Genomic DNA, 25,684 nt, shown 5'->3' with positions numbered 1-25,684 from the left:
GCCGACGAAGTGCCTTTTGTACACGAAGAATGCGGCGATACCCGATGGGATGCCGTGCTGGCCCAGCCCGCCTACGCGCCCGAAGCCCGCCCCCCGCTGCCCCCCTTCACGACCGAAACGGCCCGCCAGAAAGTCCAGGCCGCCGAAGATGCCTGGAACAGCCGCGACCCCGACCGCGTGGCCCAGGCCTACACTCCCGATACCGAATGGCGCAACCGCGCCGAGTTTCTCAACGGCCGCGCCGCCGTGCGTGCCTTCCTGGCCCGCAAGTGGGCAAAGGAGCTGGACTACCGACTAAAAAAAGAGCTATGGAGCTTTAGCGAAAACCACATTGCCGTGCGCTTTGAGTACGAATACCACGGCGAAGCCGGTCAGTGGTTCCGGGCCTACGGCAACGAAATGTGGGAATTTGACCCCGCCGGGCTCATGCAGCGGCGCTTCGCCAGCATCAACGAGGCCCCCATTCGTGAGGATGAGCGCCGGTTGCGCTAAGCAGCAGCAGCCGTCCTTTGCACCCACCCAAACGCCCTTTCGCCATGCAGCTTTTATCCGTGAATGTAGGCCGGCCGCGCACCCTGACGTGGAACGGCCGCGCCATCACCACCGCCATTTTTAAGGAGCCGGTGCCGGGGCCGGTGGCGCTGGCCGGCGTGAACCTGGCCGGCGACCAGCAGGCCGACCTGACCGTACACGGCGGCCCCGACAAAGCCGTGTACGCCTACGATACGGCCCATTACACCGCTTGGCGCGACCTGCTGCCCGGCTGGACCGACTGGACGCCCGGCCTGTTTGGCGAAAACCTGACCACCGAGGGCCTGCTCGAAACCGGGGTGCGCGTCGGCGACGTGTTTGGCATTGGCACGGCCCGGCTGCGGGCGGTGCAGCCCCGGCAGCCCTGCTACAAGCTCAATGTTCGGTTCGACGACGGGGGAATGGCCGCCCGCTTCGCCCGCCTCAACCGGCCCGGCATTTACTTCCGGGTGGTGGCACCCGGCACCGTGCAGGCCGGCGACGCCCTCACCCTGCTCGAACCGGCGGCCACCACGCTCACCATCCAAACGGTGTCGGAGCTGCTGGGAGCCCGTGGCACTGCGCCCGAATTGCTGGCCGAGGTGCTGGCCGTGCCCCATCTGCCCGAGTCCCTGAAACACTACCTGGCCAGCCGCTGAGCTTTGCGGCAAGCCCAATCAGTGGTTAGTTTGCAGCAACTTTTGGCGTAGGCGACTGCGCGGGAATGGAGCCCTTGCCGTGCTACCGCTGGGCTTGCAGCCAATCGCGCAGGGCGGCTTCGGCGGCGGTACTCACTAGGGGCTGGGGCCGGCCATCCACCACGAGCCATTCTTCCTCCGGGGCTTGCAGGGCGTGGTTGACGCCGGAGAGGCGGTGAAGCGTCACCGCTTTATTGCCCTTGAGGCCTTTGAGCAGCAATTCGGCGTTGGGCACCGGGGGGGCGAGCTGGTCATCAGTGCCGAAGAGCAGCAGCACGGGGCATCGCACCTTCGCCAGGGCGCGTTGGGGGTCGAAGGCCAGGTAATCCTGGTAGGCGGGTGTGGTGAGCTGGCGGGCCGTGGCCTGAGCATCGGCGGGGGCCAGGGCCGGGTAACGCTGCCGCATCATGTTGGCGATGATGGCCTGGGAAAGGGCCGGGTTGGGGGTCTGGCGCACTATTTCAAGCATGGCTTTTTGGTGCTTGACGTTGGCTTCGGCATACTTGCGGTCGGCAGTGCTTTGGCGCAGGCGCTGCTGGTCGAGCACCAGCTCCACCTGGGCCGAGTTCGCGCCTTCCTTGCGGAGCTGCATGACGTCGGCCTGGGTCCGCGCCTGGGCCGCCGCGCGCTGCCGCTGGCGGGCCGCCTCGGTGGTGTCGTGGCCCAGCTCTTTGCCATACATCACGGGCTGGGCGGCCAGGGCCGTCGCCCCGGGCTGGCCGCTGGCCCCGGCCGCCACCACGAAGGCCGGCGTGGCGGTTGCAGCGGCCGCTTGCAGGGCAATGTTGCCGCCCACGCCGTGCCCGAAAATGCCAATGCGCAGGGCATCGAGCCGGGGCTGGGCCCGCAGCCAGGTGAGGGCCTGGGTGGCGTCGGCGGTGCGGATGGCCACGGTGCTGGCCTCGGCCGAGCCGCCCGATTGGCCGGTGCCCCGGTCATCGAGCCGCAGCACAGCAAAGCCCTGCCGGGCCAGGAAATCGGCCAGCGACTCTACCAGTTGGTAGCTGCCGCGCCGGGCGTCGCGCCGGTCCTGGCCGAAGTCGTTGAGCAGCAGCAGCGCCGGAAACGGCCCCGGCCCGTCGGGCGTGGTCAGGGTGCCGGCCAGGCGCACGTTGTCGGCGAGCATGGTCAGGCTCACGGCATCGGCCCGGTAGGGAGGCGCGGCCACCAGGGCCGGCTGGGCGGCATCGCCGGTGCCGCCAAACTGCAGCGTGAGCGGCTTGCTAATGCTGCCCTGCCGCCAGAGGCCGCGCAGCTGCCGGCCGTCGCGGGTGCGCGCCCCGGCAAAGTGCTGGTTCACGCGGTCGGCGTCGAAAAACACGCTGTCGGCCCGCACCGTGGCCCGCACCGGCACCTGCCGCAGGCCCTGCGACTGCGCATCGAGCACGGCCAAGCGGTTGCCGGTGCGCTCCGTCACCGTCACCAGCAGTTCCTGCGAGCCGTTCGGGGTGGGCCACTGGCCCTGCCAAATCCCTTCGAGGGCCCGGCCCGGGGCCGACTGCGAACGGGCGGGCCGGCCCGCGACTGCCCCTAAAATCAGCACGGCGGCCAGCGCATCCAGCGGCCTACGGTTAAACCTTAATCGCATACAAACAGGGGGAAAAACGGGAGTGACGAACGCCAGCCCCGGAAAAAACAGCTCCTGAAACTTTGGGCTGGCCGCCGCCTGGCGAGTACCGCCGGAAGCCGCGCCGCTGCCACCCACCTGGTCAAGTGAAGCGGCGCAATTGCCAGCTCAGCAGAACCGGGTGAAGCGGAACGAGAGCAAAGCTAAGCTCATATTGTAATGAATTGCAAATCAATAACTTTGCTAAATAAAATAAATGATTTTGGCTGTAAGGACGGGCTTAGGTTCGCGTCTGTCCCCCTGGTAAGCTATGTACCGGACAGCCCTTTCTGCTAAAAAAGCAGGGTGTGTCGGGTTGCTGACTACCCACTTAAACCACGAATATTTCGGGTTGCCCCGTGGCCTCACACGGCTTGGCTTTGGCAACAAAATGACCGAGCCGGGAATCACTATTTACTTCACCTTCATTAATCTATGCGCTTTTTTTACGTAGTCCCGGCCACAGTAGCGGGCCTTTTACTCCTCGCGGGCACCAGCCGGGCCCAGAGCCTGGCCAGTGGCTTTATGTCGGGTAAGGGGCACGGCTCGGTGGTGATATCGGCCACTACCGAAAGCTTCGACAAGGAATATTTAGGGCCGCAGAAAGTTGACGGCGTGCCGATTTTTAAGCGCATTCAAATCAATTCCCTCAGCCTGTACGCCAACTACGGCCTAACCAACCGCCTGGAAGCCGCCGTGGTACTGCCCTACGTCCGGGCCACGGGCGAGGCCGACGCCGCTACGTTTACCACCCAGGGCATCAGCCCGGCCACCAACGTGCGCAGCAACTTGCAGGACATCAGCGGGCTGCTCAAGTTCAAGGTGCTCAGCCGGGAGTTGGGCGGGGGCCTGCTCGATTTGCTGGGGGCCGTGACGGCCAGCACGCCCGTGGGCGATTACAAATCGGACCAATCCCCGGCCTACATCCTGGCCATCGGCAACCGCGCCACCAAGGTGAGTGCGTTGGGCATCGCGCATTTCAAAACGGTTTCGGGCGTGTTTGCCACCGGCCAGGCCGGCTACAGCCTGCGGTCGGGCAAGGTGCCCAATGCCTTCCTCAGCGAAGCCAAGCTGGGCTACGCGGGCCGGCGCATCTACCTCGAAGGCTTCGCCAGCTTCCAGGTGTCGGATGCTTCGGGCACCGACATCAACGACCCCAATTTCAACTACGATTTCACCGCCACCCGCGTCAATTATGCCCGCGTGGGCATCAGCGCCTTCCGGTCCATTGCCAAAGGCGTGGGCCTGACGGTGGGCGCAAGCCAGTACGTGACCGGGCGCAACATTGGGCAGTCCACGGCTTTCTCGGCGGGCTTGGCCTATAGCTTCTAGGGCATGAACGCCACAGATTTTCAGACCACTGGCTGTAAGGGCGGGCACCGAGCTTCGTCAAGCCCCCCGAAACGTCCCTGTTTCCATTATCCCAGCTGATATGAACCGTATTGCTTTGGTAGTAACGCCGTTGCTGACCGCCGCCGTGGCCGTTGGCCTGATGAGTTCCCGCCCCCTGCCCCTGGTGCCCCGCCCGGCCACCCGGTCCGGGCTGCTGGCGGCGGCCCCCGTGCCGGTAGTGGTCGAATTATTCACGTCGGAAGGCTGCTCGTCGTGCCCCTCGGCCGATGTGGCGCTGCGCGAGCTGGAAACCGCGCAGTCCGTGGCTGGCGTCGAGGTCATTGCCCTGGGCCAGCACGTCGACTACTGGAATAACCTGGGCTGGAAAGACCCTTTCTCCTCGCCCCAGTTCACGGCTCGCCAGCGCTGGTACGCCGAAGGGTTTTCGGAAGGCAATTACACGCCACAAGCCGTGGTAAATGGCCGCTACGAATTCGTGGGCAGCCAGCGCAGCACCCTGGCCGAAAAGGTAGCCCAGGCCGCCCAGGCCCCCCGCGCCACCGTGGCCCTGGCCCGCGCCGCCGACGGTGCGCTCACCGTGCAGGTCAGCAGCCTGCCCGCCGGCACCAAAGCGGCCACCGTGGAGCTGGCCCTCACCGAAACCGGCCTGTCCTCGCAAGTGGGCCGGGGCGAAAACTCGGGCCGCCTGCTGCGCCACGCCGCCGTGGTCCGCACCTGGCGGCAGCTGGGCACCGTGAAACCCGATGGCACCTTCGCCGCCACCGCCCCGCTCGCCCTCAACTCGGGTTGGAATACCGACCACCTGCGCGCCGTGGTGCTGGTGCAGGAAACCGGTTCGCATCACATCGTGGGCGTCGGCAGCCTGCCGCTGAGCCCCAACAGCACCGCCCGCAACTAGCGGCCCTTCTCAGCGGCAATACCAGTGGGGTGCCGCTATAAAAAAGACCGTCATGCTTCGGCTGCGTTCAGCCTGACATTATGAAGCAATAAATCTTATATGTCAACGATTTAACAGCCCCATCCCATGCGTCTTTTTCGCCGAATGCTCCCGCTGGCCCTGCTGGCCCTGGGCCTCCCCGCCTGCAACAAGGAAGCCGTGGACCCCCCATTCCAAGTAACCCCGCCCACGCCGCTACTCGCCGTGGCCCCGGCCAGTCTGGCCCCGTTTAGCGGGCGGGTGGGCATGGCTTCGGCGGCGCAGAGCATTGCAGCGAGCGGCACGGCGCTGCAAGGGAACCTGAGCGCCACGGCTCCGGCCGGCTACGAGCTGGCCCTGGATGCCGCCGGGCCGTACACGGCCACCGTGTCGGCCACGCCGGCCGGGGCCAGCGTGGTGCTGTACGTGCGGCTGGCGGCGGCTCCCGCGCCGGCCACGTTGGCCGGCAGCGTGGTGGTGAGCAGCGCCGGCACCACGGCCCGGCAGGTGGCGGTGACGGGCACGGTATCGGCCAGCGTGATAACGCCGCCGGCAGCGGGGGTGCCGAGCGTGGGGAGCTTTGCACCCGCCAGCGGCGCGGTGGGCACGCTGGTTAGCATCACGGGCACCAATTTTCTGGGGGCCACGGCCGTGACCTTCAATGGGGTGGCCCTGCCGGGCTTTAGCGTGATGTCGGCCACCGTGATTACGGTTGCGGTGCCAACCAGTACGGCCTTGGGCAGCGGCTTACTGGCCGTGACCACGCCCGGCGGCACGGCCAGTAGTGCCACGGCCTTCACAGTAGTGGCACCGGGGCCCACCACCCTGCGCACGGGCACCATGATGGCCCAGGGCGGGGTGATGAGCGGGGGCTCGCTGGCCCTTGAGCGCGACGCGGCCGGCACGGAATTCGTGCGCTTCAACGCGGATTTCCGCACCGATTTCCACACCGGTTCGCTGGGCGTGTACTTGGCCAAGTCTGATGGCCTGGTGCGGGTGCAGGTGGCCGCCAACCCCGCCAATGTGGTGCGGGTGGGCACCATCACCCGCGACGGGGCCCAGACACTGGCCATTCCGGGCAGCGCCACCGGCTTCACCCACGTCATCATTCACTGCGACGCGGCTCAGTACAACTTCGGGGCCGCCCTCATGCAATAGCCATGCATCACTTCTCGCTTCCGTTTTTCTGCCGCCAGGGGGTTCTGTGGGGGTTGGTTGCCGGCCTGCTGGCCCCCGTGCCCGCCACCGCCGGGGGCGGCTGGACCCGCAAGAAAAAGAAGGGCTACGTAAAGGTGGGCCTCACCACGGTCAGCACCGACCGCTACCATCCCCTCACGGGGGGCACCATCGAAACGGCCCAGTTCCGGCAGCAGGTGTACAGCATCTACGGCGAGTACGGCCTGACCAACCGGCTGGAGGCGACGCTGAGCTTTCCGTTTTTTCGGCGCGCTACCTTCCCGGGTCTCACGCCCGGCCAGGGCGTAGGCGACCCCGAAATTGGCCTGCGCTACGGCGTGCTGACGGGCAAGTGGCCACTGGCCGTGCAGGTGGCCGTGGAGGCCCCGCTGGGCAGCCCCAACGTGTTTGGCCGGGACCGCGCCAACCCCAACAGCTACCTGCGCCTGCCCACCGGCGACGGCGAGTGGAACGTGTGGACCCGCGCCGCCCTCTCGCACAGCCTGGGCCAGCTGCCCGCGTTCATCACCGTGAGCGCGGGCTACAACAAGCGCACGGGCGGCTTCACCGACCAGTACAGCTACGGCGCGCAGGCCGGCTACCACTTCTTCAACAAGCTCTGGCTCACGGCCACCGAGCGCACCCTCGCCAACGTGCGCCCGCCCGACCTCAGCAAGTTCGGGGCCATTGGCCTGGGCGAAGGCGTGGCGTACTCCACGGCCGGCCTGGGCGCGAGCTACGCCGTCACCAAAAACCTCTCGGCCACGGCCGACTGGGCAACGGGTTTCGGCCAGCTTCGCAACGTGTATTCCGGCAACCAATACACCGTGGGCGTGGCCTGGGAATGGTAGGGCGCGGCGGCTACGGCTACCCCTTTGGGGTCTGGGCCTGGGATGGTAGCGGCGGAATGGTGCTACCGGCCTCGGCCCCGGTGCGGGTGGCGCGGTAGTGCGGCGACATAATTTCGACCCCGGCCCGCGCAAACTCGTCCTGAATGTGCTGGTGCAGCAGCGAATACAGCCCGGCCTGCCGGTGGGGCAGGCGGGTGTAGGCATTGAGCTGGTAGGCCACGTAAAAGTCGTCGAGGCTGGTTTGCAGCACGAAGGGCGCGGGGGCGGCCTCCACGCCTTCGGTGGCGCGGGCGGCGGCCAGCAGCAGCGCGTGGACCTGCGGCCAGGGCACGTCGTAGCCAATGGTGACGGCCGTGTGCAGAATGAGTCCCTCGTGCCCGGCGGCGGCGGTGTAGTTGACGGTGTGGCCCGAAAGAATGTTGGCGTTGGGAATGGTCACGTCCTCGTTTTTGATGGTGCGCAGGCGCGTCACGAGCAGGTTTTTTTCGAGCACGTCGCCCGTCACCTCGCCGATTTTCACCCGGTCGCCCACCTTGTAGGGCCGCATGTAGGTGATGACGATGCCGGCGATGACGTTGCCGATGGCCGAGGTCGAGCCGAACGAAATCACGAAGCCCAGCAGCACCGACACGCCCTGAAACACCGGCGAATCGGACCCCGGCAAATACGGGAAAATGACGATGAACATGAATACGTACAGCGCAAACCGCAGCAGGTTGAAGGTGGGCAGCGCCCAGTCCGGGTAAAAGCCTTCGATGACCAGCTTGCCCGCCGCCACCTCGCCCGCCAGAAAGCGCAGGAAGCGCACGGCGTACGTGGTGAAGAAGTAGATAACCAGGATGGTAAGCAGGTTGGGCACGTAATGCACCACCGCCAGCACCACCCGCTGCACCGGTCCCAGCACGTAGCCTAACAGCTGGCGTGAGAAGCCCTCCGTCCAAGGAAACAGGCTGAACAGCAGCGGCAACGCCAGGTACACTGTGAGTACCACCAGCGCCAGGCGCAGCAGCTTGAGGGCCGTGCGCAGCGCCGCCAGCTGCCGCTCCTGGGTCAGCAGCTCGTAGTTGTTGATGCGCAGGGGCCGCAACGGGCTGCCCCGCCAGCGCAGAATCCGCTGGTTGATGCTGCGAAAGAAGCGGTTCAGCCCATAAATCAGACCGGCCAGCATGATGAGCGTGAGCACGGCCAGGCCGCCGCGTTTCAGCAGCTCGGGCAGGCTGCTGGCCTGCCGGGCGGCGGCCAGGCCGGTGCGCAGCCGGACCAGGTACTTGCGGGCCACCACCGGCCGGGGCTGGCCCAGGGCTCGCGCTTCGGCGTCGCCCACGCTCAGCAGCTGCTGGTCGCCGTACACGATTTCCGAGTCCTGCCCGGCATCGACCACCGCCAGCGAGTCGGGGGCAAACGAGGGGGCTTTCAGCAGCGCGGCCAGCCGGCGCTCAATGGCCTCGGCCCGCTCCTTAGGGCCGAAAGAGCCCACCCGGCCGTACACCCAGAACAGGGTATCGGCCGGGGGCAGCACCACGGCGGCCCCCACGGGCGCGGCCGCCGCCGTGGAATCAAGGCCCTGCGCGCCAGTTTTCGGCTGGAAAAGCAGCAGGCTGAGGCAAACCAGGAGCCAGAATCTCATGAAGCAAAGTCGGTGAAGGCGGGCCGGACCAGTGGTAGCGGGGCGCTAGTTGAAACAGAAAGGTAAGTGCGCCGGCCTCAGTACGCCCTGCGGCTGGCTAAATGGCCCCGCAATTGGCCATGCTCGCGAAAGATGTTACGAGTCAAATATGACCCTGAACCAGTTCAACGCTCTGCCCGAGGACCGCCAGCTCGCGGCCGTGTACGCGACCGGCACCTACGTAGCCCGGTGCTTGCAGGAAGTGTACGAAGCGGTACTGCTTTACAAGATGCCGGGCCGCTTCTTCGTGGAGCTGACCTACCACGTCGACACCAACGAGGTGCAGTATCTGTTTCCGTTCGAGGCGGGCGGGGAAGACGACCGCTTGGCAGACTATGCCATGTTTGTGCAGTTGCCGGGCTGGCTGCCGGCGGCGGAATAATGCCCACCGCAGAACAGTGGCTGCTGGCCGAGGCCATCCTGCGCCACCGCCCGTTCTCTCTTCCCGCGGCCATCCGGCGCGCGCTGGCGGCGGCGGGGGAATACGTCCCGCCGGAGGAAGAAACCCAACTCCAGGCATATACCGATGCCATCGATATCGACATGGTGCCCGACGGCTACCGCTACGTGAGCCGGAACCGCGTGCCGCTCCGAAGCGAGTAAAAACAACTGGTCGGCCCGGCAGCTGGAGCGCCAGGTGAATAGCCAACTATTCGAGCGCCTGCTGCTAAGCAACGACGTGGCCGCCGTGCTGGCCGTGGCCCGCCAGGAAAAGCCACCCACGGAGGCCCGCGACATCATCAAAGACCCCATGGTGCTGGAGTTTCTGGGCCTGAAGCGGGGAGCCGCCTACTACGAGCGCGACCTGGAAACCGCCCTGATTACGCACTTGCAGGAATTTCTGCTGGAGTTGGGCAACGGCTTCAGCTTTGTGGCCCGGCAGCAGTGCCTGCACCTCGACGGCGACGACTTCTTTGTAGACCTCGTGTTCTACAACCGGCTGTTGCAGTGCTTCGTGCTGGTCGAAATTAAGACCGACAAGCTCACCCACCAGGACCTAGAGCCTGTTATGTACTGGTGCGTAAATTAGGGGTATGGCACCGACCCGTAGTTACCCGAGTGACGTGAAAGACGGAGAACAGGCCTTTGTGGCCCCGTATTTGACCCTGTTGCCCAGCAGTGGACCCGCTGGCGCGATGCCCGCGTATTCGAATCCATCGTACATGATTTGAACGAGTTACAGCGCCTGTTGCTGGGCCGACCGGCCACGCCCTCGGCTGTTGTGCTCGACGGCCGCACCCTGCAAAGTACGCCCGAAAGCGGGCACCGCGCCGGCTACGATGGGGCCAAGCGGCGCAAGGGCAGCAAGGCCCACATCGCCGTCGACATGCTGGGCCAGTTGCTGAGCGTGGTCATTACCCCGGCCAACGAACAGGAGCGTGCGCAGGTGGGCGAGTTGTGCCAACGGGTGCAGGCCATCACCGGTAAAACCGTGCAGGGGGGCTTTGTCGACCAAGGCCACACGGGTGAAGAAGCCGAATACGCAGCTGCGGTGCATGATGTTGACTTGCAAGTACTTAAAAAGCCAGAAAGCCAAACCGGCTTTGTGCTCTTGCCCCGGCCCTGGGTCGTCGAGCGCAGCTTCGCCTGGCTCAGCCGCTTTCGCCGACTGGCCCGTGATTACGAGCGATTGAGCTGCACCTTGCAACAACTCCATTTTGTCGTCTTCGCCTGCCTCATGCTCGCCCGACACGCTAAGAGTGCATAACAGCCTTTTAACGTGCTATAATTTTCGTTTTCTGAAAGGGCCTAATAACCCACCGCCTTGACCTTGGCCACGAAATCACTCGACTGCTCCTGGTAAAAGATGTAGCCGCTGTCGCGGACGAAACCGCCGTGGGTCATGCGCCAGAAGTCGGTATAGCCCTGTACGTGCAGCATGGTCGGCATGCGGCTGACGTTGACGGGCCCGTACAGTCACTTCAATGGCATGGTGGCAAAGGATTGAGCCATGGCAGCGGGGGCCGCCAGGTAGGCCAGGTGCCAATAATACTGGAAAGGTCCATCAAGTTGACCGTAACCGCTAGCTCAGGTAAGGCTTCAACGCTTTCGAGCGCGTAGTGTGTTTAAGGCGGCGGATGGCCTTTTCCTTAATCTGCCGCACCCGCTCGCGGGTCAAGTTGAACTGCTCGCCAATCTCTTCCAGCGTCCGCGCCGCGTGGCCATTCAGTCCGAAGTGCAGCGTGACGACGTCGGCCTCGCGTAGGGTCAGGGTCGAGAGGGCGCGCTGGACCTCCCGGCGCAGGGAATCATGCAGCAAGCCGGCATCGGGGCTTTCCGCATCTGCATTCACCATCACGTCCAACAGGCGGTTCTCCTCGCCCTGCACGAAGGGCGCATCCATCGAGACGTGGCGGCCCCCAATTTTGAGCGTGTCAGCCACCTCAGCGGTGCTCAGTTCCAGCAGCTCGGCAATCTCGTCGGCCGAGGGTTCCCGCTCGAACTTCTGCTCCAGCTCCGAGAACGAGCGACTGATTTTGTTGAGCGAGCCCACCCGGTTCAGGGGCAGGCGCACGATGCGGCTCTGCTCGGCCAGGGCTTGCAGAATCGACTGGCGAATCCACCACACGGCGTAAGAGATGAACTTGAAGCCCTTCGTCTCGTCGAAGCGCTTGGCCGCTTTAATCAGCCCCAGGTTGCCCTCGTTGATGAGGTCGCCCAGGGTTAGGCCCTGGTTCTGGTACTGCTTGGACACCGATACCACGAAACGCAAGTTGGCTTTGGTCAGCTTTTCGAGGGCCATTTGGTCGCCCTCGCGAATGCGTTGGGCGAGCTCCACTTCCTCGTCGATGGACACCAAGCTCACTTTGCCAATCTCCTGCAGGTACTTATCCAGGGACTGGCTTTCGCGGTTGGTAATCTGTTTGCTGATTTTGAGTTGTCTCATGCGGTAACGATATTTCTTATTTCGGGTTCAAAGCAGACCAAGGACCATTCCCCGGCGCTTGGCGATTCGGCCTAGTCCAACGGGTATCAAGACGCCACGCTGCGGAAAGGTTCACGGCGAGGGTAAAGCCCAGGTTCTGGCTGGTAACTACTGGTGGCGATACCCCCGGAATTGTCAGGGCAGCCCTACCCGCTTCATTGGTCGCAGGGAAGCTCCCTGAAGGGGGCGTAAGCCAGCCATTTAAAGTTGGGACCAAGCTTTTAATCAGGGCCCCTCTCCTTTCACTCAGTCGAACTACCTGTTTTCAAGACAAGGAAATTAATTTTCAAGCAGTTTGTGTGTTCACAATCTGGACAGTGGAATGGGCATACGTCTGTATGATAGTGAATGCGGCTGTCAATTTATATTGTTATACGTACAACAATATGTAAATTTGGCATGTCATAATTACATCAAATCAGCTTGCTAACAAATAGGCTTGTTGTATTGCCAAACTGACATATGTACGTTTTGTTAGCAATACGTATTGTCATATGGTCAGAAGTCGCTACATTTGCCACATATCAATCCCGTATTTCATGCAGATTCTAACGTTTGCTAACAACAAGGGCGGGCAAGGCAAGACCACTTCCGCGCTGGGGGTTGCGCACCGCCTTGCGGCCCTTGGCCATTCGGTCCTCTTTATCGACGCCGACCCGCAGGCCAATGCCACGCTTACGCTGGGAACCGACCCGGCCCGCGGCCATTTGGGAGATGCCCTGCTGGATGCGCCCGATGGACGGCCCAGCGCCCATACCCTCGCCACGCTGAGCCAGCGCCCGCAGCCCGACCGCTCGTTGGCGGTGGTAGCGGCCAACCGCTTGATGGGCCAGCAGGAGAAGATATTCGGCACACAGGCGGACTACATCTTCTTTTTCAAGCGCCAGCTCGCCGGCCTAGCCAGCCAGTACGAGTACGTCATCCTCGACACCCCTCCGAGCCTGGGACCGCTGACGCTAGCGGCGCTGGCGGCCAGTCACGCGGTCTTCGTGCCCATGGTTCCGGATTTATTCGGCAGCGCGGGCATGGCGGCACTGCTGGAAATGGTGGAGCGCATTCGGCAAAACTTCAACGAGCAGTTGCGGATAGGGGGCATCTTTTTTACCAAGTACGCGCCCACTTACCGCCGGGCATTGCATAAACAGTACGCCGGCGACTTGCAGCAAGACCAGGGATTGGCCGGGCTGGTGCTCACGCAGACGATTCGGGAAAGCATTGCCCTAGCTGAAGCGCAGAGCATGCAGCAACCCGTTTACGACTACGCGCCGTCCTCCTCCGGGGCCGCTGACTACGCGGCCCTGACCGACGAAATTTTAAGCCGCCTTGCCTAATGCAAAAGCCTAACCTGACCGGCAGCCGCCCACCAGTGCCCACCCCAGCCGCCGCGCCCTCCATCGATGCGCACCTTTTCGGTACGCCGATGCCTCCTGCTCCAGTGCATCCGACTGTTCCCGCCACTGCGGCGCTGGAAGATGAGGGAGAGGCTGCCACGCGCGTCATCTTCACGAACCAGCTCAAACCAGACGTGTACGTCATGCTCCGGCAGTATGAGCACCATGCCGAGGCCGAACTGCAGGAGATTCTGGACGCGGCTCTACGGGCTTACCTCACTGACAAGGCCCAGGCCCATCAGCCCCTTCCACCAAAAGCGGCAGCTAAGCTCCGGGAAAAGCTTAGAAAGAAATAAATTGTATTGTTGGTTTGTCGTATTGACAGCAACATGACAAACCAACAATACACTTTGGGTAAGCCCACAGGCGTCTTTATCATCGGCCAGATGTGCCGCAAAATGCTCTACTCAACGAGCAATCCACAATAGCGCATAATACTGTTCGCTCCACTGAAAGCAGGGGAGGGGACTCACTATCGGGTATTGGCTGCTACATTTTAGATTCCATAGCACGTTCTGCACAAGTTGATAAAACCCGGGCACTGTAAGCGGCTTTTTCGGTATTCTGGCAGCTGGGTTACGAAGCCACAGCGGTTATAGACCTGGGGGTGAAGATGCGCCTCAATCGAACCAGAAATTTACGAGCTTTTCAGCAGCAAGCACCAGCTGTTCATTTTGACCCTGCGCTATTGTCAGCAGGAGTTGCACCGGCAGTTATCGGCGCCGAGTACTGATGCCAACGAAACGGTACTGGTACGGCTGCGGCGGGTGTTGGAATTTACCGCTGATATTCCCAGCTTCCAACCGCTCCCCCAAGGTTGTTTCTTGGTTAAGACAGGGAGTGCGCTTTTGCCTCAGGATACCGAGGTTTAGGCAATAGTCGATGAGAGCCAGCAGTTTCTCGAATTCCAGCTCGTCGCTTTGCTAAAGGAGGGACAGCAAACAGGTAGGGTAAAAAGCACCGCTTCCTCCCGGGCGCAGGCGTAGCTGTTAAGCACTGCGGTAGCTGGTCTGCGCGTGCAGCGTCAGCTTAACCGCCAACCAAAAATGCTGCGTAATACTATCGAGCTCACGCTGCTGGCCATGACCAGCAGCCCAACCAAGGCGTCAAAGGCAATGAGGCCCAAGAAGCCCCTAATTTGAGGTGTTACGCCGTGAGTTGCTGCCGCTCCTGTTCCAGCAGCGCAATAGTTCGCTTTATTTCCTGTAGCGGACTGATTCGGGTCTCATCCGTGTAGATAGAGGTGGTTTCGGTGAAACGCAAATTGTTGTGTGCGTCATCCAATTCACTTTGCAGCCTTCGCAGCCGGGACGTCACAGCAGGACTGTTCTTAGACTTTGGTTGGAGCTTCGCCTCCGACGGCTTCTGGCGCAGTTGCGCTTTGAAGTAGTCCGGCAGCAGATAGCATTCCGTCAAGGCCTTGAACACGGGCCCGGTTTCGCGCTTGACCTTACCGGCCTGTACTTGGCGCTTCACCGTCTCTAGGACGTAGTGGATGTAGCCTACTTTGTAATCACCGGCGGTCAGCCGGTTCCTAATCTGGGGCAGGCTACTCAGCGACACGCCCGTCGCCAGCACGGCCTGCTCCTATGGTAACAGGGGTTCTTTATCAGCATCAGCCGGTAAGTGCTGGCCGAATCGGAATTCAATGGCGCTGACCTCACGGCCATGTTTAACTAGCTCGTAAGAAAAGGCAGTATCCGTATCGGCCAGTTCTTTCTGCGTGCGGTCCAGCATGCGGACGCGGAAATTATTGAAGCGGTCGTATTCTTCGTTTAGGCTGAGATTGGCCTTCAACTCAACCAGCGGGATGGTCCGCTTGCCGAAAGAGGCGTATTCGCGCAAAAGCTAGTAAATACGAAAAGTATTGGGGCTTTTTATCTTCAATAATTCCAGTAGCTGCCCCTTAGTAAAATTATCCCGCAGCTCCAGCAAGTAGGGGAGGAGCAGGTTATTGAACCGCGCCTCGATAAAAGCCTCGCCATCGCGGTACTGGGTGTAATCTACCAAGGGAATAATGTTATACGTCCGCTTTTGGCTGCGGCGGCCCTCGGGACTAAGCTCTTCAATGTGCAGCGTATATTCACCAAAGTGGTCCAGCAACTCTGCTACCACGGCTATGCCCACCGCCCCGCCCACGCGCTGCCATATCGGCAGGTAGGGGGTTGTTGAACAAGGGGCTTAGGAAGCAAAAATCAGGAGTAAGGGCGTAACTTATTGTTATGCAACCGGCTAACCGCCATTATAGGTGCAGTAAACTTTCGGATGTCAAATTTCGCTACTTGCTGTGGCTTTTTGCCTTGGATTTGACGGCCTCGGACGCGGCTCGACTCACGGGGCTGAGCACCCGCGCCGTCAATGCGCTCTACCTGCGTTTGCGCCACCGATTCCTGGCGTGGAACCCCGTGCCGGCCGAATTGGCCAGGGCCGTCGAACTCGACGAAAGCTACTTCGGCCCGCGGCGCGAGCGGCAAAACCATTGTCTTTTGCCTGTTCAAACGCGGCGGGCAGGGTTACACTGAAATTGTTCTGGATTGTTCGAAAAAGACCCTGCAAGCCATTATTCGCGTTAAAATTGACGTTTCGGCCATGGTCAACACCGACGGCTGGCGCGGGTGCGACGGGCTGGTGGACGAGGGCTTCGACCGCCATTTCCGCGTCCGTCACGGCCAGGATGAGTTTGTGCAAGGGGCCTCGCACATCAACGGCATCGAGTCCTTCTGGAGCTTTGCCAAAGCCCGCCTCTAACAATTCAAGGGTGTGCCTAAACACACCTTTTTGCTGTATTTGAAAGAGTCTGAATTCTGCTTCAATCACCGCTACGAGGGTCTCTATAAAGTGCTCCTTAAATTGCTTCGTCAACAACCCCTATGACCCAGTTTGCTTCCTAAGCCCCTTGTTTATCAACACCCACTTTTGAAGGAGCCGAAGCCGGTTGTTAAATACCTAGTACTTGCCTTGTCTCGTGCCGGGAGATGAAGACCCCGCCTAGGCGTTGGAAAACCTCTAACGCATGACCCAACGCTTGAACCAAGCGAACAAAACAGTCACAGCACCAAACCAGTGCCGCGTCGAGCCACTGTTTATTAGCGGCGACCATCATCCGGTTATGCTGGACTTAACCCTTATCGGCACCCAGCGGCGGGGGAGAAGGGGAGCATTTGCTTTTGTTCCCTACCCCTCCTTCTCTCACGTTTTATAAGCCGTTGTCTTATGGACATTCATTCGGAAGCTGATTACAAACGGGCCCTGACCCAGCTCACGGTTTTGGTGGGTAACGACCCAACAAACCTGGAGCGGATACTGGCGTTACGGGATAACTGCCGCACCTACCGGCGTGCATAGAATGACCAAGCCCTGAATTTTATTTCCTTATGGTAGATTGAAAGTGGTAATGCGCCATCATCAGCCTTTCCAAAAAGGGCTGTACACACCGCTCGATGAACAGGCCCCGTGGTTGAATCAGGTACCCTGAAGTTGGCGTACCAATCTTCACTTAGAACAGCGGCTCTGCCACTAATTTGATATTCTTGTCGGGTTTACTCCCGAGGTTGTGTAACCTTAAACGCGGATAAAAGGGCTGGTTAGCTTTTTTATCACGGCCAATCATTGCTTATAAAACGTGCTAGTTAGTGGCGGAAGCCCCGGGAGTCACTTATAAAACGTGGTAGTTCGTATCAGTTGGGAGGCTGTCACTGCGCAAATCCAGCCGAATGTAGTGTTTTAAGAAGCTAAAAAGCGTGCTAATGCTGCTGCAACGTATGAAACTGGAGCAGCTAATAGCAACTTATAAAAAGTGGTTTTAACATTGATTAAAGTAAAATATACTTGATTAAGTGCAATTCCTGTATTTTTGTAAGGTTTACGTTCCCTTTTTTGTTGTTTTTTGTTTTCCATATTGCCTGAATCAAACCATTATTCTAAATGCTTTTTTGGTGCCGGACAACAACTTTGTGAGTATTTGTATTTACTTGTCTATTTGTAGGGCTCACAACTCACTGATATTCAGCAGTATATAAGGGTATAAAACCACGTTTTATAAGCGAAAAACCACGTTTTATACTTTTAATTACCACGTTTTATAAGTGAACTACCACGTCTTATAAGCCCGGCCACCACGTTTTATAAGTGAACTACCACGGCCAATTACCACCGTGGTTTTAATAGCGGCAGACTGGTTACATTTGCTTCATATCACGCCACTTACCCGTGTCCATGGAGCCTGTTGTAACTGCCGTCGCCTTGGCGGAGCCCACGCCCGTTGTGCGCCAGCACAACGCCATCACCCAAGCCCGCTACGATTACACGGCCTGCCAGCTCGACATCTTCTTCTTCTTGCTTTCCCGCCTGCGGCGCGACGACGCGCCGGATCGGGAGTACACCATCTACGTCAAGGACGTGGAGGCCCTGACCGGGCGGCAATGGAACTACCAGCAGCTGCGCGAAGCGACGGCCGACATGGGCTCGCGCATGTTCGAGGTGGAAAACGAGCGCACCTACCAGCAGCTCTGGATGTTCCAACGGGTGGAGTACATCAAGGGCAAGGGCTGCCTGCAGATTCAGTTAGCCACGCCCATCCGGCCGTTTCTATTCAACCTCAAGGAGAATTTCACGTCCTACCAGTTGCACTCGGCCCTGAAGCTGAGCAGCAAGTACGCCAAGCGCATCTACCAACTCGTCAGCCAGTGGAAAGATAAGGCCACCACGCGCACCTACCCACTGGACGAGCTCAAGCAGATGCTGCACCTGAAAGACCCCAAGGGCAAGGAGCCGGAACTGTTCCAAAACATCAGCCAGCTCAAAGCCCGGGTGCTCGACATCGCCGTGCGCCAGGTCAGCGAGCACACCGACCTCAGGATTGATTATCAACTGCTCAAGAAGGGGCGGGCTTACGACGCGGTGCGCTTCACCATCGCGCGCCAGCAGCCCCAGCAGCTGCCCATTCCCTTTGAGCAGCCCGCCGAAGACGCACGGGTGTACTCGGCCAAGCAGCACCTGGAAGCGCTGGGCATTACACAGCCGCAGCTTGTGGCCACTATTCTCGGGGACCCCAAGCACCTCGACCAGCTGTTTAAGTTCACCTACCAGCTCAAAACCGATAAAGTCAAGGCGACCAAAAACCCGGGGGGACTTTTCTTGAAAATTTGCGGGCTGCGGTAAGCCGGCCTGGCCTGAACGGACGGCGGGCCGGCACTGGTCATACCAACTTAACTCAGCAACGTCGCCTAATCGCCTGCCAAGCAACGCAAGCTTTTGGCGCCGAGGGGAAACGATTCACAGCCCCGTTGGCTCTCACGCTTGTAATGCGTAGACTTAGATTTCGTTTCATAGAATGGAAGTTTGGGGGTTCCACCACCTGCTTCCGAAGCCCTGACCGTGTTCCCGGTCAGGGCTTCGTTTTTTACGTCCCGTCGTTAGGCTGGTTACTTTGCTACAATAGCACGTACACGATGCCAGAGCCAGCAGTCCTTGCGCGCCTTTGCGTGCTGACTTATCGTTTTGTCCGGCTCCGGCTAGCGCTGCTTCCAGCACCGAATCCCGCCCCCTACAGTACCGACGAACTCGATTGGCTAAGGCCGCTGAACAGCTGCAGGCGGTGCGTTTTGGCAATGGCCTGTTGCTGTTTTTCTGGCACTTCTGCTTCCGCCGCAAACGTGGGCCAACTAACCACCGCGTCAACCGCCCGCTGGATTATCTCCCGGGGCTTTTTCACCTGCACGTTCTTGGCCAGCTGCATGAAATCATCCTCCGTGAAATCATCGACCTTGCCCGCCAGCGACATCTGATGCTGGCTGGACCATTGCCCCGTGGGGTTGTGAGAACGCGTCACGTCGTAAGCCGGCGATAAGCTCCACACGGCGGCCAGATTCATCATAAAGGAAATGTTCTTGGTATGGTCGTCCTGGTTGTGCGCCGAAACCCGTTCGGAGAACCGACAGCGGACTACCGCATTGTCGAGGTATTGCTTGTTGTCTTGCGACTTCCAGTTGCGAAGCAGAGCCCATACCGGACACGCATTCTGTAACTGCCACGAATTGGAAAATATTTGCTAAAACGTTTTAGTGTGATATATTGCAACCGCAAACGATTTCACTGGCTTCGTCAGTTATGGCAAAAAGCGGTCAATAACGCTCGAATCAAACTATTTGCTAAAACCTTTTAGTTTGCTAAATTGCTTCCGCAAACGATTACGGAAGGCGCAGCCTTTCGCTTGCTCTTACTTACCCACATTTAAATCTTCAATTCCCACCACTATGAGCATCGCTATTTTTTGCCGGGGTATGCCCCTGCCCCGTCCTCTCCCCAGCCGCCGTGCGGGGGAGGCCTCGTAGGCCCAAGCCCAAGCAGTGGAAGCATTGCCGCTGGCTTATAGGCAACAGCCTGACTTTTTGGGATTACTGCACCGCTGCTACTAGTGAGCACGGATGGTTTGGCAACTTTTTATTTCATCCTCATTTTGTATGAAAAACTTCTTACTAACATGTTTTTTGCTTGCGTTGGCTTTGTGGCCGGCGGCTGTTTTTGCTCAGGTCGCCGTGGGCGGAAAAGTAACCGATGCCAAAACTGGTGAAGGGCTACCCGGCGTGAGCATCAGCGAAAAAGGCACTACCAAAGGCACCATCACCAACATTGATGGGACGTATAGCCTTTCTGTGGCCAACGATAACGCGGTGCTGGTGTTCTCATTTGTAGGGTTCAAGGCCGAGGAAATAGCGGTAAAGGGCCAGTCGACTATCTCGCCGAAGCTGGATGCCGATGCCAAAGCCCTGGAAGAAGTAGTGGTGGTGGGCTACGGCACCCAGAAGCGCAGCGACGTGACCGGAGCCATTGCCACGGTGAAAACCGACGACCTGCTTAAAACCATCCCCACCAGCATCAACCAGGGCCTTCAAGGGCAGGTGGCGGGCGTGGTGGTGAACCGCAGCGACGGAGCCCCCGGCGCGGGCATCAGCCTCACCATTCGGGGCAGCAACTCGTTCACCGGCAGCGAGCCACTGTATGTAATTGACGGTATTCCGTTTACTTCGCCGCCTTCCACTGCTTCCTCATCGGGCGGGCAGGGGCAATCCACCAACTCCCTGTCCTATATAAACCCGCAAGACATTGAGTCGATTGAAGTACTAAAAGACGCTTCGGCCACGGCCATTTACGGTTCGCGCGGAGCCAATGGCGTGGTGCTCATCACGACCAAGAAAGGCAAAGCCGGGCAGGACCGCATCGAAGTAGTGGCCAACACCAGCCTGGCCACCATCTCGAAGCAGGTGAAGGTGCTTGATGCCTACCACTACGCCCTGTTTCAGAACGAGGCGTATTTCAATGCCGGTGCCTACAACGGCACTACGGCCACACCCGCCGGTGCCCCTTTTTCCGGCACCAGTGTCATCGACCGCGTTACGGGCCTGCCGGTGCGGAACCCGGCCCCCGAAGACTTTCTGACCGGCGTGCAGGGCACGTCGCTCCCCGACGGCTTTACGGGCACGGACTGGCAGAAAGAGATTTTTCAAAACGCCCTGACGAAGGACTACACCCTGCGCATGTCGGGCGGCAGTGACAAAGGCGGCTACTCGGTATCGGGCAACATGCTCGACCAACAGGGCATTGTGGTGAACTCGGGCTTCACGCGCTACGGTCTGCAGGCCAACATCAACCGCAAAATTCACAAGTGGATTGAAATTGGCACCAACAACAACCTGACCTTCACGAGCTACAACCTGAGCAAGAGCAACTCGAACGGCAACGAAGCCAGCGTTATCAGTTCGGCCATCGCCTTCCCGCCCACGCTGCCGGCCGAAAGCACCCCAAGCTCGAAGGGCGCGGAAAACGACATCTCGTGGTACGCTGCTGCCAATCCCCGCGCCTATACCCGCTCAGCCAAGGACCAGACGGCCTCATCAGGCATCTACTCCTCGACTTACGCGCAGCTCACCTTCACCGACTGGCTGAGCTTCCGCCAGAACTTTGGCCTGAACTACAACACCAACAACCGGGAGGTGTACTACGGCAGCAACCTACAAGAAGGCCGCACCACGGCGGGCTACGCCATGGTATCGGACGACACCTGGCGCGGCATCACCCTGGAGTCTCTGCTGAACTTCAACCGCACGTTTGCCACCGACCACACCGTTAGCGCCGTCGTAGGCGTAACCCGTGAGACCGGCTACTCCTATTACCGCAACACGTCGGTGCGGGGCTTCCCCGACGACTTGCTGCAGGACAACAACCTCGCCAACGGCAGCACCCAAAAGCAGCTGGCCAGCGGCAAAACGGAAAACGCGCTATTTTCCACGCTGGCCCGCGTGAACTATAGCTACAAAGGCCGTTACTTGGCCACGGCTTCGTTCCGCCGCGATGGGTCGAGCAAGTTTACCACTAGGAATAAGTACGCCAACTTTGCTTCGTTTGCCCTGGCCTGGAATGCTTCGGAAGAGCCCTTTATTCAGAACCTAAACCTGTTCAGCACCCTGAAGCTGCGCGGGGGCTACGGCCAGACCGGCAACCAAGGCATTGGCTCGTACCGGTCGCTGTCGCTGTTCAGCTTCTCGCCCTACCCGCTGGGTAACAACCTACAAGCTGGCTACGCCGAGCCGACGTATCGTGGGGTGTCCGACGAGAACCTGCGCTGGGAAACCACCGGCCAGTACAACGTTGGCCTGGACATGGGCTTCATGCAGAATCGCCTGAACGTGACGGTAGACGTGTACAAGAAGCGCACGGTTGACCTGTTGCAACCCATCCAGACGCCAGGCAGCACGGGCTTTGGCCAGCAGCTGACCAACTTTGGCACCGTGGAAAACAAGGGCCTGGAAATTTCGGCCTTTGGCTCGGTGGTGAACACCTCCCTGCTTAAGTGGGACGTGAACGCCAACATCTCCTTCAACCGCAACCAGATGCTGGACTTGCCGGGCGACCAGTTCTCGCAGCGCCTCTACTTTGGGGTTGATAACCTGTTTTTGCAGCGCAACAACCAGCCCATCGGCGTGCTCTACGGCTTTGTGGAAGACGGTTTTTACGACAACCTGGCCGAGGTGAAAAACGACCCCCAGTACGCCAACAAGCCCGAGAACGTGCAGCGCATGATGATTGGCGAAATCAAGTACAAGCAATTTGACGAGGACGGCTCCACGCTGGGCGCGAAGGACCGCCAGATTATCGGCAACACCAACCCGAAGTACACCTTCGGCGTGACCAATAATTTCAGTTACCGCAACCTCACGCTGAGCGTGTTCTTCCAGGGTGTGCAGGGCAACGACATCGTGAACACCAACCTCTACCAGATTCGGATGGGCAAAGTGGCCAACATCCCCGAGTTTGTGTACAACGGCCGTTGGACCCCCGAGAACGCCGCCAACGCCACTTGGCCCAAGGCCCTGGCCGCCGACACCCGCTACATGCCCCTGTCAAACCGCCTGATTGAGGACGGCTCCTATGTCCGCCTCAAGAACATCAACGTGGGTTACCTCTTCAAAAAGCCGGTGAGCTTTATTGAGTCGGTGAACCTATACGCCAGCGTGAGCAACGTGCTGACCTGGACCAAATACAGCTGGTTCGACCCGGACGTGAACGCCTTCGGCGGCGACCCCTCGCGCCGGGGGGTCGACATGAATTCTTACCCCAACAGCCGCGTGTTCACCCTGGGACTTCGCGCCGGATTCTAACCCTTTAGTAAGCGCCCTTATCCCCATGAAAAAGGTCATCACTATTGCTCTCCTCGCCGTTGCCTCGCTGGCAACCACCGCCTGTAAAGACTTTCTAACCGAAACCCCGCTCGATGCCGTTAGCCCCGACCAGATAAAAGACCCCAACCTGTATGGCAACGGGGCCCTGAATTCCCTCGTGTCGGACGCAATGTTCCGCTACGGGCAGTTCCCTAACCTCTGGGATTACGACAACGACGACGCCACCGGCCCGAGCTGGGCGTTTGGCGATGTGGGAGCGGGCAACTTCCAGAATTACTGGGGCATCGACACCGGCTGGAACGGCCCCTACGTGCTAATTCACCGGTGCAACTATGGCATCTCGCAGGTGCAGGCCATGGCCGGGGCCGACGAGGCCACCAAGAAAAATGTGTTGGGCCAGCTGTACTTCCTGCGCGGCTGGGCCTACTTCCTGCTGGTGCGCTCGTACGGCGACGTGCCGCTGTTCAGCAAGTCGATTTCCGAAGGTACGTCCCCGCAGCAGCCCCGCACCCCGGTGAAGGACATCTACGCTTTCGTTATCGAGAACCTGAAACTGGCCGAGGCGAACCTGTACGGCAAAGCCGATGCCGGCTTCCAGGCGGGCCGGCCCAGCAAGGGCGCGGCCAGCAGCCTGCTCGCCAAGGTGTACCTCACCATGGCGTCGGGCTCGCTGCCAAGCGGCCAAGTTACCGTGCTTGGTGGCCCCACCACCCAGCAGGTAAACGGCAAAAAGGCGCTGCTGGCTCCCCGTGCCATTACGCACAGCAAGACGGTGGTGGCGGGCCTCGATGGCCTGAATTCGGCCGATTACTTTAAGCTGGCCCGCGACAAGGCCCAGGAGGTGATGACCAGCAACCAATACCAACTGTTTGCCACGCACGCCGACCTGTGTACCGCCGCCAACCAGAACGGCAGCGAATACATCTGGACGCTGCAGACCATCTCGGACGACCCGCTCTACGGCAACGAGATTTCGCTGTTTCGCGCCGGTCGCATCGTGCCCACCTCGGGCGAAATCGAAGGCGGCTGGATTGGGGCTTCCGACCACTGGTACAACCTGTTTGAGCCCGCCGACCAACGCATCAATGAAGGCGTGCTGCACCGCTGGAAAATGTGGGGCGGCGTGCATTATTACCCCCTGAGCGACAGCTCCGTTGTGAAGGGCCTCGACAACAGCCCGGCCGCCGTGACGCGCCGTGCCTTCTACGGCTACCTGCCCACCGACCAGTCAGGCATCGACGACGCCCACATTGCCCGCCTTCGCAAGTTTGAGGCCGTGAGCGACCGCGGCAAGAACCGGGCGAACTACAACTTCTCGCTGCTGCGCTACGCTGACGTGCTGCTGATGTACGCCGAAGCCGCCAACGAAGCCAACGGCGGCCCCACCGCTGAGGCCCGCGAGGCCGTGAACAAGGTGCGCCGCCGCAACAGCGCCTCCGAGGTGAGCACCTCACTCAACCAGCAACAGTTCCGCTCGTTTGTTTTGGAGGAGCGCCGCCGCGAGCTGGCCCTGGAAGGCGACCGTCGCTGGGACTTGATTCGCTGGGGCATTTACCTGCCCGTGATGAATGCCCTCGACATCGACGAGAACAGCGTCATCAAGCGCCGGCAGCAAAAGCACCTGCTGTATCCCATTCCACAGGCCGAGCTTAATTCCAACAAAACCATCACCGGCAACAACCCCGGCTGGTAGTGTGTGCCGGCGCGGGTCCCCGACCACCGGGGGCCCGCGCAAAGGCTTTCCCACCCACCTAACTTCAACTATATCATGAACTTTACTACTCAGCTCAATAAATTCTGGGTTGCCGCGCTCGTGCTGGGCACCGTTGCCTTTTCGGCTTGCAAAAAGGAAACCGAAGACGTGTGCGGCACCCCCTCGATTACCGACATCACCAAGACCACCAAGCGCGATACCACGCTAACCACCGGCAACCTGGCCGATTGGATTATCATCCGCGGCAACAACTTCTGCAACGTGAAGCAGGTGATGTTCAATGACGTGGAGGCTCCGCTGGCTGACGCGTATGTGACGACTTCGGAAATTACGATACGCATTCCGCGAGCCGTGCCCAAAGTGGTGAGCAACAAAATCACTGTCACCACCGACGGGGGCATGGCCGAAAAAACCTATACCCTGTCCATCCCGCCGCTGTCGGTGCTGGGCTTGAGCAACGAATACACGGCCCCCGGCCAAACAGCCGCCGTGGTCGGCCTGAACTTCGACCTGTACGGCATCTCAAAAACCTCGGGCAAGGTGCTGTGGGCGGGTGCCCAAGTGCCCATCACCCGGGCCACCAGCGACTCGGTATTCTTCGTCGTGCCGGCTTCGGCCACGCCGGGCAACACGGTGAAAGTAGTGGACGCCAATAGCACGGAAGCGGCCGTGCCCGGCCGCTACAAGGACGACCGCAACGTTGTTTTCGGCTATGACACCGGAGGCAGCGTGTGGGGCGGGACCACGTTTATCACCACCGGGCCCACGCCGGCCCCCGTCAACGGACCGTTCATACGCGTGAACCAGACCATTGGTGCCTGGGCCTGGACCGAGTTTTCGGCCACTAACCTGACCGTACCGGCCGATGTGGTGACCAACCCCGGCAACTACCTGCTTAAGTTTGAGGTGAATACCCTCAAACCCTTCAGTACCAACGTCATCAAGTTTATGATTGACGGCGACGCCGGCTCGACCAACACGTACCAGTGGAAGCCACCCGTGAACACCCGCGGCAAGTGGAGCACGGTCACCATCAAGATGAGCGACATTGTGAACAAGGGCCTGCTGGCTTCGAAGCCGCAGCACGAATTCAAGTTCATCTTCCACGGCGACGGCGCCCTCGATGCCGACATCTCGTTCGACACCTTCCGCGTGGTGCCCAAAAACTAGGCCGACCGGGCAATTGACTGATAAGGGAAA

General features: G+C 60.3%; 24 protein-coding genes and 2 pseudogenes. 17 read left to right on the top strand and 9 right to left on the bottom strand.

What is annotated here, in order from left to right; all coding sequences use genetic code 11:
• Together ACVWYF_RS21925 and ACVWYF_RS21920 are read left to right on the top strand one after the other, a co-directional pair.
• The coding region (locus ACVWYF_RS21925; RefSeq protein WP_457072221.1) for a nuclear transport factor 2 family protein at positions 1-492 on the top strand (492 nt) is incomplete at its 5' end.
• A gap of 44 nt (positions 493-536) precedes the next feature.
• Positions 537-1,169 carry an MOSC domain-containing protein gene (locus ACVWYF_RS21920; RefSeq protein ID WP_457072219.1) on the top strand — a complete coding sequence of 211 codons (633 nt, stop codon included), beginning with the start codon at positions 537-539 and terminating at the stop codon, positions 1,167-1,169.
• Between the two features lie 82 nt (positions 1,170-1,251).
• Here ACVWYF_RS21920 and ACVWYF_RS21915 read toward each other — a convergent pair whose 3' ends face one another.
• Positions 1,252-2,796, bottom strand: a complete 1,545-nt coding sequence (locus ACVWYF_RS21915; RefSeq protein WP_457072217.1) for an alpha/beta hydrolase — start codon at positions 2,794-2,796, stop codon at positions 1,252-1,254.
• Between the two features lie 453 nt (positions 2,797-3,249).
• Between ACVWYF_RS21915 and ACVWYF_RS21910 the strand changes: the two genes are divergently transcribed.
• The 4 genes from ACVWYF_RS21910 to ACVWYF_RS21895 all read left to right on the top strand — a co-directional run bounded on the left by ACVWYF_RS21910 (position 3,250) and on the right by ACVWYF_RS21895 (position 7,110).
• The gene (locus ACVWYF_RS21910) at positions 3,250-4,146 is read left to right on the top strand and encodes a hypothetical protein (protein WP_457072215.1); all 897 of its coding nucleotides are present in this window, start codon (positions 3,250-3,252) and stop codon (positions 4,144-4,146) included.
• 100 nt (positions 4,147-4,246) lie between these two features.
• Positions 4,247-5,065: a DUF1223 domain-containing protein gene (locus tag ACVWYF_RS21905; protein WP_457072213.1), complete on the top strand. Its 819-nt coding sequence runs from the start codon at positions 4,247-4,249 to the stop codon at positions 5,063-5,065.
• A gap of 126 nt (positions 5,066-5,191) precedes the next feature.
• On the top strand, positions 5,192-6,241 hold the full coding sequence (locus tag ACVWYF_RS21900; protein ID WP_457072211.1) for an IPT/TIG domain-containing protein: 1,050 nt from the start codon (positions 5,192-5,194) through the stop codon (positions 6,239-6,241).
• A gap of 2 nt (positions 6,242-6,243) precedes the next feature.
• Positions 6,244-7,110 (top strand): hypothetical protein, encoded by an 867-nt coding sequence (locus ACVWYF_RS21895; RefSeq protein ID WP_457072209.1) that lies wholly within the window; start codon positions 6,244-6,246, stop codon positions 7,108-7,110.
• 16 nt (positions 7,111-7,126) lie between these two features.
• On the opposite strand, the gene ACVWYF_RS21890 is transcribed toward ACVWYF_RS21895, so the two are convergent.
• A complete protein-coding gene (locus ACVWYF_RS21890; protein WP_457072207.1) occupies positions 7,127-8,737 on the bottom strand; it encodes a mechanosensitive ion channel family protein in 1,611 nt (536 codons plus the stop codon).
• A 148-nt stretch (positions 8,738-8,885) separates the two neighbouring features.
• Here ACVWYF_RS21890 and ACVWYF_RS21885 point away from each other — a divergent pair, with 148 nt between their 5' ends.
• From ACVWYF_RS21885 to ACVWYF_RS21870, 4 genes and pseudogenes are all read left to right on the top strand, one after another.
• Positions 8,886-9,158 carry a hypothetical protein gene (locus ACVWYF_RS21885; RefSeq protein WP_457072205.1) on the top strand — a complete coding sequence of 91 codons (273 nt, stop codon included), beginning with the start codon at positions 8,886-8,888 and terminating at the stop codon, positions 9,156-9,158.
• Positions 9,158-9,379, top strand: a complete 222-nt coding sequence (locus ACVWYF_RS21880; protein WP_457072203.1) for a hypothetical protein — start codon at positions 9,158-9,160, stop codon at positions 9,377-9,379. Before ACVWYF_RS21885 ends, ACVWYF_RS21880 begins: the two co-directional genes overlap by 1 nt.
• Positions 9,380-9,413: 34 nt before the next feature.
• Complete coding sequence (locus ACVWYF_RS21875; protein WP_457072201.1) at positions 9,414-9,806, top strand: PDDEXK nuclease domain-containing protein; 393 nt, start codon at positions 9,414-9,416, stop codon at positions 9,804-9,806.
• Between the two features lie 63 nt (positions 9,807-9,869).
• Positions 9,870-10,484: pseudogene (locus ACVWYF_RS21870) on the top strand (transposase); the annotation flags it as partial.
• A 41-nt stretch (positions 10,485-10,525) separates the two neighbouring features.
• On the opposite strand, the gene ACVWYF_RS21865 reads toward ACVWYF_RS21870, so the two are convergent.
• Both ACVWYF_RS21865 and ACVWYF_RS21860 read right to left on the bottom strand, forming a co-directional pair.
• Positions 10,526-10,666, bottom strand: coding sequence for a hypothetical protein (locus ACVWYF_RS21865; protein WP_457072199.1), 141 nt, complete (start codon positions 10,664-10,666; stop codon positions 10,526-10,528).
• A gap of 133 nt (positions 10,667-10,799) precedes the next feature.
• The gene (locus tag ACVWYF_RS21860) at positions 10,800-11,663 is read right to left on the bottom strand and encodes a sigma-70 family RNA polymerase sigma factor (protein WP_457072197.1); all 864 of its coding nucleotides are present in this window, start codon (positions 11,661-11,663) and stop codon (positions 10,800-10,802) included.
• Between the two features lie 578 nt (positions 11,664-12,241).
• Between ACVWYF_RS21860 and ACVWYF_RS21855 the strand changes: the two genes are divergently transcribed.
• Entirely contained in the window at positions 12,242-13,033 is a 792-nt protein-coding gene (locus ACVWYF_RS21855; protein ID WP_457072195.1) for a ParA family protein, read from the top strand.
• On the top strand, positions 13,033-13,389 hold the full coding sequence (locus ACVWYF_RS21850; RefSeq protein ID WP_457072193.1) for a hypothetical protein: 357 nt from the start codon (positions 13,033-13,035) through the stop codon (positions 13,387-13,389). Before ACVWYF_RS21855 ends, ACVWYF_RS21850 begins: the two co-directional genes overlap by 1 nt.
• A gap of 850 nt (positions 13,390-14,239) precedes the next feature.
• Here the strand turns inward: ACVWYF_RS21850 and ACVWYF_RS21845 are convergent.
• From ACVWYF_RS21845 to ACVWYF_RS21835, 3 genes are read right to left on the bottom strand one after another with little or no spacing between them, the layout of a single operon-like run.
• Positions 14,240-14,671: a hypothetical protein gene (locus ACVWYF_RS21845; RefSeq protein ID WP_457072191.1), complete on the bottom strand. Its 432-nt coding sequence runs from the start codon at positions 14,669-14,671 to the stop codon at positions 14,240-14,242.
• 9 nt (positions 14,672-14,680) lie between these two features.
• Positions 14,681-14,938, bottom strand: a complete 258-nt coding sequence (locus ACVWYF_RS21840) for a hypothetical protein (protein WP_457072189.1) — start codon at positions 14,936-14,938, stop codon at positions 14,681-14,683.
• Positions 14,939-14,941: 3 nt separating this feature from the next.
• Complete coding sequence (locus ACVWYF_RS21835; protein WP_457072187.1) at positions 14,942-15,208, bottom strand: RepB family plasmid replication initiator protein; 267 nt, start codon at positions 15,206-15,208, stop codon at positions 14,942-14,944.
• A gap of 107 nt (positions 15,209-15,315) precedes the next feature.
• Between ACVWYF_RS21835 and ACVWYF_RS21830 the strand changes: the two are divergent.
• Positions 15,316-15,967: pseudogene (locus tag ACVWYF_RS21830) on the top strand (IS1595 family transposase).
• 849 nt (positions 15,968-16,816) lie between these two features.
• Here the strand turns inward: ACVWYF_RS21830 and ACVWYF_RS21825 are convergent.
• Positions 16,817-16,990, bottom strand: a complete 174-nt coding sequence (locus ACVWYF_RS21825) for a hypothetical protein (RefSeq protein ID WP_457072185.1) — start codon at positions 16,988-16,990, stop codon at positions 16,817-16,819.
• 318 nt (positions 16,991-17,308) lie between these two features.
• Here ACVWYF_RS21825 and ACVWYF_RS21820 point away from each other — a divergent pair, with 318 nt between their 5' ends.
• Complete coding sequence (locus ACVWYF_RS21820; RefSeq protein WP_457072183.1) at positions 17,309-18,253, top strand: RepB family plasmid replication initiator protein; 945 nt, start codon at positions 17,309-17,311, stop codon at positions 18,251-18,253.
• Positions 18,254-18,638: 385 nt separating this feature from the next.
• Here the strand turns inward: ACVWYF_RS21820 and ACVWYF_RS21815 are convergent, their stop codons facing one another.
• Positions 18,639-19,091 (bottom strand): HipA domain-containing protein, encoded by a 453-nt coding sequence (locus tag ACVWYF_RS21815; protein WP_457072227.1) that lies wholly within the window; start codon positions 19,089-19,091, stop codon positions 18,639-18,641.
• 538 nt (positions 19,092-19,629) lie between these two features.
• On the opposite strand from ACVWYF_RS21815, the gene ACVWYF_RS21810 reads away from it, so the two are divergent.
• The 3 genes from ACVWYF_RS21810 to ACVWYF_RS21800 all read left to right on the top strand — a co-directional run bounded on the left by ACVWYF_RS21810 (position 19,630) and on the right by ACVWYF_RS21800 (position 25,654).
• Positions 19,630-22,749, top strand: a complete 3,120-nt coding sequence (locus ACVWYF_RS21810; protein WP_457072181.1) for a SusC/RagA family TonB-linked outer membrane protein — start codon at positions 19,630-19,632, stop codon at positions 22,747-22,749.
• 25 nt (positions 22,750-22,774) lie between these two features.
• On the top strand, positions 22,775-24,463 hold the full coding sequence (locus tag ACVWYF_RS21805) for a RagB/SusD family nutrient uptake outer membrane protein (protein WP_457072179.1): 1,689 nt from the start codon (positions 22,775-22,777) through the stop codon (positions 24,461-24,463).
• 75 nt (positions 24,464-24,538) lie between these two features.
• Positions 24,539-25,654: a glycan-binding surface protein gene (locus ACVWYF_RS21800; RefSeq protein ID WP_457072177.1), complete on the top strand. Its 1,116-nt coding sequence runs from the start codon at positions 24,539-24,541 to the stop codon at positions 25,652-25,654.
• The last annotated feature ends 30 nt before the right edge of the window (positions 25,655-25,684 follow it).

Source organism: Hymenobacter sp. UYAg731, assembly GCF_054061335.1.
The sequence above is the reverse complement of the archived record's forward strand: the minus strand, read 5'-3'. Positions and strand labels throughout refer to the sequence as shown.